The 13,869-nt window shown below is 37.9% G+C and carries 7 protein-coding genes; 3 read left to right on the top strand and 4 right to left on the bottom strand.

Annotation, left to right across the window (positions count from 1 at the left end; genetic code table 11):
• Positions 1-112 precede the first annotated feature (112 nt).
• Together IWC72_RS09235 and IWC72_RS09230 are read left to right on the top strand one after the other, a co-directional pair.
• Entirely contained in the window at positions 113-2,995 is a 2,883-nt protein-coding gene (locus IWC72_RS09235) for a PAS domain-containing protein (RefSeq protein ID WP_226979532.1), read from the top strand.
• A gap of 407 nt (positions 2,996-3,402) precedes the next feature.
• Entirely contained in the window at positions 3,403-4,431 is a 1,029-nt protein-coding gene (locus tag IWC72_RS09230; protein WP_194525923.1) for a helix-turn-helix domain-containing protein, read from the top strand.
• Between the two features lie 189 nt (positions 4,432-4,620).
• Here the strand turns inward: IWC72_RS09230 and IWC72_RS09225 are convergent, their stop codons facing one another.
• Entirely contained in the window at positions 4,621-5,118 is a 498-nt protein-coding gene (locus tag IWC72_RS09225) for a YciE/YciF ferroxidase family protein (protein ID WP_194529577.1), read from the bottom strand.
• A gap of 220 nt (positions 5,119-5,338) precedes the next feature.
• On the opposite strand from IWC72_RS09225, the gene IWC72_RS09220 reads away from it, so the two are divergent.
• On the top strand, positions 5,339-5,839 hold the full coding sequence (locus tag IWC72_RS09220) for a Dps family protein (RefSeq protein WP_194525921.1): 501 nt from the start codon (positions 5,339-5,341) through the stop codon (positions 5,837-5,839).
• 59 nt (positions 5,840-5,898) lie between these two features.
• On the opposite strand, the gene IWC72_RS09215 is transcribed toward IWC72_RS09220, so the two are convergent.
• The 3 genes from IWC72_RS09215 to IWC72_RS09205 form a co-directional block, all read right to left on the bottom strand.
• Positions 5,899-6,339 (bottom strand): BLUF domain-containing protein, encoded by a 441-nt coding sequence (locus IWC72_RS09215; protein WP_194525920.1) that lies wholly within the window; start codon positions 6,337-6,339, stop codon positions 5,899-5,901.
• Between the two features lie 110 nt (positions 6,340-6,449).
• Positions 6,450-8,771 (bottom strand): translocation and assembly module lipoprotein TamL, encoded by a 2,322-nt coding sequence (tamL, locus tag IWC72_RS09210; RefSeq protein WP_194529576.1) that lies wholly within the window; start codon positions 8,769-8,771, stop codon positions 6,450-6,452.
• Position 8,772: 1 nt separating this feature from the next.
• Complete coding sequence (locus tag IWC72_RS09205; protein WP_194529575.1) at positions 8,773-13,773, bottom strand: translocation/assembly module TamB domain-containing protein; 5,001 nt, start codon at positions 13,771-13,773, stop codon at positions 8,773-8,775.
• Positions 13,774-13,869 lie beyond the last annotated feature (96 nt).

Genomic DNA, 13,869 nt, shown 5'->3' with positions numbered 1-13,869 from the left:
TATGGATTTTAAACGAATATATTCCTCATCAAAAACATATATAGTACTATTATTCGTTGCATTTGTAATTATTCTGTTTACGGCGAGCATGGCATATTACCAAATTATGCGCATGCAAGATTTAGCCGAAAAAGTAGCCCATACGCTTCAGGTAAACAATGCCATTAGCGAACTCTCTGCTCATTCTACGCAAGCAGAATCAGAAGAATTCAGAAATCAGCTTCAAAAAATTGATGGAACGAACACCATTTTTGAAGACTACGTAAAAGAAGGGGAAACCATATTACATACACTTAAGGACCTTACTAAAGAAAACCCCTCCCAACAGACCCGCTTGGCTCCTATGGAAACCTTATTGGATTCCTTACATGCAGAACTTAGAAGTTTAGCAAACCATCCTGGTAACACCAGAATAGATATTGGAGAATCACAATTATCAAAGAAAACAAATATCAACTTTACGTTATACCGCATTCGGAACATACGAAACCAAATGTTGGCCGAAGAGCGTCTATCCATAAAAAACACAAGGGAGGAATATGATTCCAATAAATATTTAGCTCCTTTTACCTCTCTGTTACTTGCCTTCTTTGCCCTAGTTATTTTTGTACTCGCTTTTCTAAAAATATATAGGAATAAAGTACGTATTCGGCAATCAGAGAATTTTCTTAGGAGTGTACTTGCTACTACGGATAACATTGTAAATTACTATGAGCCTATCTATGATGAACAGAAGGCGATTATAGATTTTATAATAATATTTGCGAACGAATGTAACCGTGATTATTTAGGATTGGATCCGGAACATATTATGGACAAGCCTATTTCTGAGGTTTTCCCCTTTCTAATGCTTAATGGCGAATTTGAAAAATTGGTTAGCTGTTTCCAGCAGAAGGAAAAAGTAACCTTAGATCGGCAAATTTCCGTACAAGGTGAAAAATTATGGTTTAAATCGCTTATTACCCCCTTAGCGCAAGGAATAATGGTAACCGCACGTAATTCTACCGCAGAAGAAAAAGCAAAAGAGGAGCAGTTATTGCTCAACCAACGGCTAGAAGACCAAAATCTTAAACTTTTGGATAACCGTGCATTTTTGAACAATATTTTCAAGAGCATTTCTCACGTCGTTATGAATTTTGAAAGTATTAGGAACGAGAAAGATGAAATCACCGATTTCAAAATTCTATTCATCAATGATAAGATAACTCCAATTACCGGAGACCTTCCGGAAGATATAATCAATAAGAAGGTTTCCGAAATTTTCCCAACTATTTATGAATCTGAAATTTTTGGCTACTTAACAGGTGTTGTCCAAACTGGCAACCCTACATCCTATGAAGTACCGTATGAGGTAGAAGGTGCTTCAAAGTGGTTTAGCGCACGCGCCATTAAGTTAGGAGATGGTATTACTCTAACGACTAGGGAAATAACAGAAGAAAAAGAAAAAACAGACCAACTCCTACAGTTGAACGTACAACTTGAAACTCAAAACTCAATTTTTATAGATGCTGAAAATGTAGCCAATATAGGTAGTTACATTTGGTATTTGGACAATGGAGAGGCTTCTATATCAGATAATTTCTACCGTATCTTAGGGTATGAACCAAATACATTTAAGGTTAGCTATGATAGTTATAAACAGTTTGTTCACCCAGAAGATTTGGAAACATATAACCGTTTGGGTACTGAGACCATTGAACACGGAACATCTCAAGTAAATGGATACCGCATTATTACCAAGCAAGGAGATGTTAAGCATATAGAGCTTAATGGACGCGCACTTATACGTCACGGAAGAAAAGCTTCAGTAGGGGTGGTAGTAGATGTTACGGAAGAAAAACAAAACTCAGACCGTGTTGTATCCCTTAACCAAGAGCTATCCATACAAAACTCCATTCTTACAGATGCAGAGCGAATTGCAAAAATAGGTAGCTTTTTATGGTATGTAGGTACAGACGAAATTGAGCTTTCGGACAATTTTTACAGAATGTTAGGCCACGAACCCAAAGCTTTTAAGCCTTCATTAAAAGAATATGGTGAGTTTGTTCATCCTGAAGATTTAAAGACGTATCACCAAAGCATTGAAAAGTCTACGAACGAGCTAAACGTTACGGAACACAGGTACCGTATCATTACCAAAACAGGGGAGATAAAACACCTAAAAGTAAATGGGCAGTTTATTCAAAAAAATAATAAACAAGTTATGTCCGGTGTTGCTCAGGATATTTCGTTGAGTATTGAGGCAGAAGAGCAATTACGTGCCAGTAACATGGAGCTACAACATAGTAATGCAGAGCTGGAATCCTTTAACCGGGTTGCCAGTCATGATTTGCAAGAGCCCCTTAGAAAGACACAAATGTTCATTTCACGTATAGAAAGTACAGAGGCAGAGCACTTGTCCGAAAAAGGACGTGTCTATTTTAAAAAGGTGGTAAACGCTGCTTCACGTATGCAAGCTTTAGTTTTAAATCTATTAACCTATTCTAGAATTGATTCAAAACATGAAGATTTTGAACTTATAGATTTAAACCAAGTACTGCAAAAGGTAAAAGAAGATCTTTCTACAAATATTGAAAATACAGGAGCTAATATTAAAAGTGAAAACCTTCCTACTCTTAAAGGCGTATCCTATCAATTAGAACAGTTATTTAATAATCTCATCTCTAATGCGCTTAAATACAAAGTAGCAGATGTAACACCTTCCCTTACCATTCAGGCAGAGAAGGTACACGCCAAACAGATTCCCGAGGACTTCTTTAAGATGGCCAATACTTATTATAAGATTACCATCATAGACAATGGTATAGGTTTTTCTACAGAACATTCCGAAAAAATATTCGAAGTCTTCCAACGCTTGCACCAAAAATCAGAATATACGGGCACAGGTATTGGCCTTGCAATTTGTAAAAAGATTGTAGAAAATCATCGTGGTTTTATATACGCAACAAGCGAACTAGGTAAAGGCTCTGCTTTTATTTTTTATCTACCTGCATAATTAAGACGCTTCAAATTTCTTGGTTTCAGTTCTAAAACTCAACTCCCCTAGCATTTAGCATGGCTATAATTTATAGCTCCAAGCCTCCGTTTTTAGGACATTTTAACAGCATTTAGGCCCTAAACCCACAATTGTATAACACAATGCGAAAATTGTGTAACAGAAAAAGTGGGCCTCTCCCTGATCTTTGTACCAGAACAATAATACATCTGGTAACTATGAAAAATCTAATTGAAAAAGTATCCGAGCAGCTGGCCAGAGTAGGTCGTGTTAGATCAATTCATGATTTTTCACCTAACAACACAACGCCGGAAATTATGGAGATGACCAATAGTGGACATCACCAAATCCAAGGATAATCAGGTTTCAACCTAAAGAAGAAATTTACAACCTTAAACAAGAACACTATGACAACTATAACTTTATCATCTGCAGCTATTAAAAATATGTTTCAACAACTTCACCATAATTTTGGTGGTTCACTTACGGTAAACGTAAAAGAGCATATTTTAACCTTGGATAACGAACTAGGCCGAGGCCATATTAGAGGAATCACTTTTAAAGGTGGTATTTCATATTTAGAATTTGATATGGAATTCAATCAAGACTTTACCCTAATAACAGGATCTGAGGAAAATGCTCCTATTTGCTTTGCCTATTGCTCAGCAGGTAAAATAGCCCATAGCTTTAATAATGAAACCAAGAAAAACGTTTTAGAGAACTTTCAGACCGGTATTTTAACCAATGCCAGCCATACAGATAATGTTCTTTACTTTCAAAAGGACGTGCATGTAAAAACATCTTTAATTGTTGTTAGAACGGTAGCGCATGGCGAAACAGCCAAGAAAAACGGTCTTAATTACAGGCTACAAGAATTAATGTTGAATGGAAAGCCTGCTGAGAACACAATTTACATAGGCTCTTATAACTTAAAAATTGCTGACCAGATTGCACAATTAAAGGCAATTAAGCAACAAGGTATTGTACGAAGCTTATTAATTGAAGGATTAGTACATATGATATTGGCCTTAGAGGTACAACAACATACGGATGATCTAAAAAATAGAGAAAACCAGACAGGTAGTCTAAACATGAGAGAAATGGAATCTGTAAAAGAGATTTCTGACTTTGTTCACAACTACCCTGAAAGACAATTATCAATCTCAGAACTTTGTCGTAAGTCCGGTTTATCACCTTGTAAATTACAAGAAGGTTTTAAATTAATGCACGGTACAACAGTTACGGATTACATTAGAGAAGTCCGTATTGAAAAAGCCGAAGAATTAATAAAAAATACAGATTTAAATATCTCTGAAGTAGTATATAGCATAGGATTCACAAGCCGTAGCTACTTCTCAAAAATATTCAGAAACAAATACAACTGCAGCCCCAAGCAGTATAAAGATAAGCAGAATATAACCTCTGCATCTGCATAAAATATTCGTTAGAATAGTTTGGTTGTTGATAAAGCCGGCACATAGTTGCCGGTTTTTTTATGCTCAAATATGAAATCCGTAATGGATAATAAAGTTTAACCTAGCCCCTACTGTACTGCATAGAAAACCCAAAGTATACATCGCCGCGATAACATACTTCGGGTAAAAAATTAGTAGTCTCTACTCTACTTAAGAATTCCCTCCTATAGCCTTTTTGTTTAAACGGGTTTCCGCTAATTTCTCCAAAGTACTATCCGCATCATATTCTTCGTTAAGAGTTTCTTGCAAAGTCTTGGCTATATTTCTATACCCTAACTCCTTTGCAAACCTAACGGCCGCTCCATACCCGGAAATTTCATAATGTTGTACCCGTTGTATTTCTGCAATAAGACCCACGTCCATTAACTCATTATCCTCTTCTGCTTCGTCTATAAAATTTCTAGCTTCGCTAATGAGACTTTTCATAGCTTGGCATGTTTCTCCGTTTGGCGTAATATTCAACTCATTACAAATAGTTTCAATTCTATTTTTCTGCTCTTTTGTTTCCTTTAAATGGTTCTCAAAAGCCTGCCTTAATTGTTCATCACTGGTATGCTCCATTATATGAGGTAGCGCTTCAAGCAGCTGAATCTCGGCACTATATAAATCTTTAAGTTGATGCTCAAATAAGTCGTTCAACGTCTTCATATCTCTTTTCCTTACAAATTAATACTCCTTATTTTAACCTTAAAAATAAGAATGAACGTAATGTAAGACGACCTTTATAAAATAAAAGAGTACTCTAATACCATCCTCAAACGCCTATTTTAAATCATAATTTTTTGGAGTAAATAATAAATTTTTCAGGTCAACCAGCACAGCTATTCCACCTTAACTTGCAGTAAGAAACAAGAAAAAACACAATATTATGGAAGTTAAAGAAGCTGAAAAAACCGAGATAGGTATAAAAAAATCAAACCGTGAAGCTGTTGTAAAAATGTTGCGTAAATTATTGGCCGATGAATTTTTACTCTACACAAAAACCCGGAACGCACATTGGAACGTAGAAGGCATAGATTTCCACACTAAGCATGTATTCTTTGAAGAGGAATATGGCAAATTAGAAACCTTTATAGATGAAGTAGCAGAGCGTATCCGTATGTTAGGGTTCTATTCTCCGGGCACTTTAAAAGAATTCTTGGAGTTGTCCAATTTAGAGGAAAATAATCCGGATCAGACAGATAGTGCAAGCTTCATGACAGTTCTATTAAAAGACCATGATAAGGTAATCAAATTCATCCGAAAAAGTATTGGAGATAACGCAGAGGCACATAATGATGAAGGTACTGCCGATTTCATTACAGGAATACTACAAGCACACGAACAAATGGCATGGATGTTAAGAGCATCTTTAAAGCAATTCGATTAACAGCAATCTGAATTACATTGAGAGTTAAAACGGCGATTATTTCGCCGTTTTTTATGTTTTTATGAAATATCCGGTGGGGCGGTAATCAATAGTTTCATTCGTTTCCAAAAAAGAATTGAAGTGCGATTTGAATGCACGGTTAAATCGGCAAGCAAGAGGAGATTTCTTTTAAACTGCTCATACTCGTTCCTATTGGTTTCATTTTCCTCTAATGGATAATAGACCATACCCCAATTGGGAAAGTTACGCTCTCCTGTTTCTCCTTCTGATAAGAGGTAAACATTCTTGTGCCGCTTATCCTGTTTAATTATATCAAATAGATTGTAAATACTTTCCTTATCTCCCTCCAATATTTGAATAAATCTTCTCTTGTAAAAAATAAGACATCCCGTAATATCATTCTGGTCATTAAATGTTCTAGCCGTTTCAAGAATAGCTTCAATATCTAATACGGTCAACTCTTTAATTGCTCTAGACTCGTAAGTAAGTGTATGGATCATGTGGATACGGCACTGGTAAGCCAACAAAAATAGCACATATTTGCCACTATTTTTAGAACTCAAGCTAAAAACGTCCTGTTGTGTCCTGACCAAAAACCTTTACGCAATTTTTAAAAAGGATAACCAATAGCAAAATTGAAGATAAGGTTACCACTTCCTCCATCAAAAAATGGTGTTCTTAATCGCTCGCCTTCCGGATTGTAGGGTACTTGTAGCGGTGAAGCAAAATCAAATCGAATTACAAAACTTTGAATATCCACTCGAAGCCCGAATCCTACGCCTACACCTAACTCCCTCATCCAATCCGATCCAAACTTCCCTTCTGTGGTCAATTGTTGATTAAAAGCAATGGTTTCCTCTGACTCCGTTTCATCTATTTCTACCTCGTTGGTCAACCAAACATTACCTGCGTCTATAAAAAATGCACCTTTTAAATAGGACCAAATAGGAAACCTGTATTCTATGTTGGCTTCTAAACGCAAATTACCGGATTGATCAAAGTATGAACTGGTACTATCTTCTGCGCTACTAAATGTACCTGGGCCCAAACCTCTAATTGGAAAAGCACGAACACTATAAGGTCCTCCCGAAAAAAATTGCTTTACAAATGGTAAAGTAGATGAGTTACCGTATGGAATGCCCCAACCTGCGTACAAGCGACTTATCAAAGCACTTTCTTTTCCCCATTTTAAATAATACCTAAAATCAATATCTGCTTTTGCATATTGCGCATATTCCAATCCAAAAGCAGTACTTTTTCCTCCGTTCAACAGACTTAAAGTGTTACCGGCAACATCCAAACTTGTAGACACATAAATAGGGCGATCTTTATTTTGGTCTACTAACTCATTATAAGTAAAGGTATAATTGAGCCCTGCTATAAATTGTTGCTCAAAACTGCTCCGCAAAAATGCATTGTTATCTAGAATTTCCTCAAACTCCGCAGTAGTATCCGTGAGGTTCACATAGGTTATGCTAATAGGATTTAATTCGTGATACACAAATTTATTGGCATTCCAGGTATACCCAAAAGACCCATTAAACGAAGTAAGTGTGTATAATTTACTCCGCATTAAGATATCACCTCCTAAACTTATTTTAGTCTTGGGCACCGCATAATTAAATCTACTGGGTGAAAAAGGCACAAGCCGTGGCAACAACAAATCTGCTTTGAGTCCGCCTGCAATACTACTGAGTCCGGCATTATCCCCTCCTGACAATTGAGTTTCGTAGGCAAAATTTCCTGTTAAACTTAGCGTTTCACCGCCATTAAAAACATTACGATTATTATAGGTCACGGCAATTCCGGGACCTGCAAAACCGTTGGATTTGGTTACCGCTTGGAGTTCTGTGCGAATAGACCTCTTAGTTAATGGCGATAAGAAAATATCTGCATTTAAAGAGCCGGTATCATTGGTATTTGTAGTGTCCGTTTCATTAAAACGTATGTTCACGAACTTGTAACTCCCCAAAGCTGAAAGTCTATTGCTCGTTAAACGTGCCGTTTCAGAATTGTACTTCTGTCCTTTTTCAAAAAGAATATAGGGTTCCAAACGCTTGGGCTTGAAGAACTCTTCATCTTGAATAAAATAAATTCCGTTTTCCTCCGTCACCTCAGAGGGGCTTGACAGGGTATCTTGCTCAATGGAATAATTAGGATAGACCGCAATAGAGTCAATTGTATAGGGTATAATTGATTTCTGTGGTGTTCCCTTTTTCAGTCTTAGAAATAAGTCGAATTTTCTGTTATCATAGCGATTGGTATCGGCCTCAAAAATTAGAAAATCAGGATTAAAATTATAATACCCTCTACTCTTAAGATGGGTATCAATACGTTCTCGCTCATATTTTAAAAGCTCCAAATCAAAGCGCTCACCAGCTTTTAGTTTCGTATTGGACATTGCCAAGTCTATTTCGTCATAAATAGGTAGGCTATCCTTATCTATTTGCCATTGTTGTAATGTATAGGGCTTGGGCAGCTGCGCCGTATATTTTAACGAGGCATATTTTTTTGTACTGTCCATTTCGGAAGATACTTGGCTATAGAAAAATCCGCGATTGTCTAATCGGTTAAGCATCAACTCCTCTATTCTGTCAGGATTTACATCGCTCATATACACGGGTTCCTCACCAAACTTTTTATTCAGCCACTTGTTTAAAAAACCCGGTTTTTCCTTTTGCGCCTTATAATGATAATAGAGTCCCAAACGCATTCCTAGAACCGTAGAATTGGCTGTTGGTTTTAAAAGCGTGCCCAGCTCCTGCTCCACAGGTTTCAATGCCCGTTTTTCTTCTTCCGAATCTACTTTTATTTCTGCACCTGTAAACAACGTTTCATCCTCAGGAATATACTTCCCAACACTACATGCATAATGGGCCGCCAAACAAAGCAATATAAAAACTCTTGAAATATATGTGGTGTTCAATTTCATATTACTCCTCCTGATTTGGCTTTTCTTCCTCTTTATCAGCATCTGCTTTTGCTTTCTTTTCCTTGCCTTCCTTTTTCATAGGGTTGAACAATTGACTAAACTTGTTAAACTCCCTATTAAAAATAACGGCCATTCCGGTCACGATCAACTGACCGTCAATAATATTTTCATACTCACTTTTACGAAAACCACGTAGGCGGTATCTACCGTCTTTGGTGAGCAAATATTCCAAACTTACATTACCTATTATAGGTGTCTGTTCTTGTCCGGATTGTGCACTACCTTCTACATCTACCGCACTCCCCGCAGTGACCACCAAACGGTCATCAAAGAGTTTTTTCTTTGCGTTGATGTTCAGTTGGGTACGGTCTTGTGGACTATCACCTTGGTAATCCGTAAAGCTATCCAGGTCAAAATCTACCTCAACACCTGTATTACCAAAAACTTTATCAGAAAAAGCATTGAGCTCGCCAGACAATACTTTGTTCACATTATCTCTGGCAATAGCTGCCGTTCCTCCCGAACTTCCATCACTACCGGAATCTGGATAAAACCGATTCAATGCCAGTAATGAAAACACCTGTTTGTTCAATTCTGCCTCTTGCCCATTCAATTGTTGTACCCTACCATAAACAGCACCACTTAGTGCCCCCTGCTCGTCTTCCGGCATGTCCAGACCAAAAGATAGCTCGGGTTGCAAGAGTTCTCCATCTACATTCAAATACACCATAAACGGAAGCACTTCACGATATTTTGAGCTCACACTAATATCTTCTCCAGACGTTACAGTAGACATTAAAGGCTCTGCAGATGTCTCAATATTATAAACCGCTGTTACATCTAATTTTGCATCCATAGGGTCTCCCTGCCAAGTAATGGTGCTTCCCGGATTTATTTCAAATCGGCGTTTTACTAGATTGTAGAGATTAGTCTCATAATGTCCGGATTTCAATTCGTATCTACCGGAAAGGCTTATTCTGCCATTAGGTTCAATATTTAAGTTGAGAGCTGCATCTCCCGAAATGGCAAGGTTATCTCCTGTGCGCTCATCTATAATCACATGAAAATCTGCATCTTCTGCTATTTCCAAAACGGTTCTAACGTCCATTCCCTGAAAAAACGAAGGTGTCTCTTCTTGGTCATTCCGTGTTAAAATAGCATCCGGATTCTCACGATTAACGAAAAGCACAACTCCATCTCGCTCCTCAACATCCAATTGCGATTCTGGCACTACATACGTAATATCCGTAATCTTCCGGACACGCAGTTTACCGCTTACCTTTGGTAAATCTAAATCCCCTTCCACTTTTATATCCGCATCCATACTGGCCACACCATAATACAACTCATTGTCTTCTTTTGTAGAATTGAGCACTCTAAAATTTTCCGCATTCAGCTGTAAGTCAAAAGCAGGATTTAAAAGATCTTTGGTAAGGACTGACCCTTTCACGACAAAATCACTTCCATCGGCATCTGCTATTTGAAAATCATCAAAATAGACGCCTTCCGTATCCAGTTTTAGTTTTTCGTCGGTTATTTTAAAAACCGAATTCAATTCGGCCACATTAAAATCGACATCGGAAAAATTTAAAACCCCATCATACTCAGGCGAAGCCGTAGTTCCTGAGACGTTTATTTTTCCAGAAAATGCACCGTGGCTATCTTTAATTGCACCTTGGGTAAAGCCCTCCAATGTTTTCAGTTCTATACGGTTCAAGTCCAAATCTAAATTTAGCTTGGCCCCACTTTCGGCAGCTGCGTAATCTCCTTTTAAATCCAAATCCGCCCCACCCTCTTTTAAGGCGAGATTAAAATCGTAAGCTGCATTGCCTGTGGAATTAGCCCTTAGCGTCAGAGTCCCCAGAGGATTCTGTAATGCTTCCAAGGAATTGATTTTAAAATCGGCAATAAGACCTGTAGCTCCAAAGGGATTCTCAATAATCAAATCCCCCTTTACCAAACCAGAGGCCAGGGTTTCATCAGGATTCAAAAGACTCAAAAAAGTCTGTAGTTTAAAATTGTCGAACTTAATTCCTATATGTTCCTCTTCTTGATTGGGCAATTCATCGCTAAGTATTAATGATTGGTCATTTCGGGTGAAATTTACATTTCTAAATTTCAATAGTTTATCCCCAACAGCGATCTGATTATCTTCTGGTACAGACCATTTTTTCTTATTTAAAACCAAATTAGAAGGTTCAATACGAATATGCGTGGTATCTTTTAAAAGTGTCAGTTGGGACGAGATTTGTGCAATAGCCTCGCTATCATCCATAACTACAAAATCTAGAAAAAGCTTTTTGTTTTTTAGGTCGCCTTTCAAATAGGTCTTTTTTATAGCTACGGGACCGGATACAAGCCCTGCAAAACCAGCATTAAAATTTAAGTTGGTGGCATTGCCCGTAATTTTCGCATTCAAACTATCAACAGAGCTCCCTTGATAGGAAACAGAAGGCACATGTACGTTGGCATTGAGCTTTTTGGTAAGTGCATTAAAATCTGCATCGACCAAAACGGAATCTAACCGGTCCACATCTCGTAAAAATACTTCCGTAAGAAAAGGCGTTGGCGATAGTTTTACGTTCATTTTCACCTGAACAGAATCTGCCGTAGTCTCTGCAATGGAGTCTTTAAAATAGTTTTCGAATTGATATGTTAATGCATCGCTCAACCCTTTTGGCGAAGCATTGGATTTTAAATTTGCAACCAAGAAATCACTATCTACCGATACATCCGTATGGGTAGCATCAATAAAAGATTTTAAATTAACAGGGCCCATTTGGTATTGCTCATTATCATAAACCGCTATCCCATTTTCAATTTGCGCATCTATATGATACGCCTCTGCATTTCCTTGGAATGACGCTTTTAGCTGCAGTCCTGCTTTTATACTTTCTTTGGTGACTCCCAGCGCATACAAATCAGCTCCGATGACGTTTAAATTCAAATCCATAGTTGAATTAATGGAATCTAGAACCACTTTACTTTTTGCTGAAAAATTTAGATTATCATCTTTAAAGGCCAAGTCAATTCCCCCTTTTCCATTGTTAATCTCACCTTCCAGTTTTAAATCCGAAAAATCATAATCACTCAATGTCAACTGCGTAAAATCTGTTTTCAATTTTGCATCCAGATGGTTCATTGTTCCGCCACCTGAAACGTCCATAGTAAATGAAACGGCACCCAATTCCGGGTTATTCAAAAGTTTGTTCAGTTGTAGGCTATCTACCTTTACATTGCCATCAAAACGCATCTCTTGAATATCTTGATACTTGCCATTCACAGCAATAGTACCTTCAGGAATTTCCAGGCTTGCCTCCGCCGATAAATCATCTATTTTTCCGGTTGCAGCAGCGTTAATCGTTACAGTTCTGGGAAGCGAAATACCCAACTCTTGTTCCGAAACAAATTGTGCAATATCCTCTTTTACGGTATTCAGATTAATGGTATCAAAATTAAAATAGAGCGAATCGGGTTGCGTCACATTTTGGATGTTTCCCTGAGCAACGAACTGCGTTGTTTCGCCCCAATTCAATTGCATATTTTTTAAGTCGATTTTCTTTAAAGTACCTTTTAAAGCGACAGCACCCATAACCGGATGTTGCGCAGCCGACTGTAAATAGGCATTTTCAGCAAGTTCTGGTTGTAGCGTAAATGCATCTTTTAAGTTCAAATACACCTCTTGAAGCTTCATATCTACCTGCGTCTGCTCCGGAGTTTCAATTACTTTTTCTACAGAGGGGTAGTTCATAGTCATTTGCCCACCCAGGGAACTCTCGTTCACACGTAATTGCAAATTTTTCAACGCAGCAGAAGCGTCATCAATAGTTGCATTAAAAGTCAAGTTCTTCAATGCAACTCCACTTGCTTCCATAAAGGATAGGGCGGTAAGGTCCATTTTTACCTTTTGAGGCTCATAACTAATGCTATTCGCCTGAAGTTTAAAATTGGTCAATGAGATGACATTCGGGTTTATTTTCCCTTCTTCGGGTTTGGCGTCACCCATAGTATAATCCAGGGTATTGTCTTTAAAATCTATCTCATCTACGCGCACCATGAACTTTGGCCATTCAAAAGCGGCATTGGAACTATTTGTTACTGTAGAATCTGTTGTTGTAGCAGCAGGCAATTGTAATGCAACGGACGAGCCTTTTAACGCTATTCTATCTACAGCTATATCATTGGTAGCCAAATCGGCTTTTGGTAATTGCAGCTCAAAATCCTGTACGTTCAATTTCGCACGAATCGAATCTGGAACGGAAGAATAGTCTGCTTTTACATTTTTAAGCTGAAGACGGTCTACCGCCAAGAATGGCAATGTAGTCTGTGTAGTATCCTCAGTTGTAAAAGGTTTTGTTTGTTTGTATTGGATATTGGTATTTGAGACCTCCAGTTCATCGAGCTCAAATCGTAAATTTTCCAAATCGGTTTCGTCGGCATCCAAAATCAATTCCCCCAATTGAATGCGACTATCAATACCCAAAAATTGGTCGTCATAAACCAGATTAAAATCTTTGAAATCCAGTTCCCCAATACTAATTTGCATAGGTTCGCTAGCCGTTGTAGTGGTGGTAGTGTCCGCTGTGGCAAACGCATCTACGAGAAAAGTAAAGTTAAAATCTTCAGAAGATTCGGCTCTAGTGATGTGGGCTTGCAACCCCTCCCAAGTGGCAGATTTTAAATTGAGTTCATTACCAAAGATTAAAGGTGTTAAAGGCAGATTGACCTCCAAGTTTTTAGAATAGACCAAAGTATCTCCTTGGGTATCTTCCAAATACAGACCTTCCAAAAAGACATTTCCGGTAAACGTAAGGAACAAACGGTCTATCTCTACTTTGGTATTGGTCTTTTGTGCGACGTAGTTGGTCAGTTTACCCACAATAATATCCTGTCCCCACTGGCTACGGATAAAAAGCACTAGCCCCAAAAACAAGAACAGCACAACCAAGAACACCCGTCCTAAGCGCCGTAACCACCTATTTTTTCTTTTCTCCTTTTGCATGAACCGCAAAGATCAGTAATAAGCACATGATTTTTACGCTTTTAACAATCATATATTAACTTATTTACTACTGATGTTGTCTTTTTCCGCAATCAG

The sequence above is a fragment of the Zobellia roscoffensis genome, from assembly GCF_015330165.1.
Classification (GTDB): domain Bacteria; phylum Bacteroidota; class Bacteroidia; order Flavobacteriales; family Flavobacteriaceae; genus Zobellia; species Zobellia roscoffensis.
Note: the sequence above shows the minus strand (reverse complement) of the source record. Positions and strands in the feature narration are given on the sequence as shown.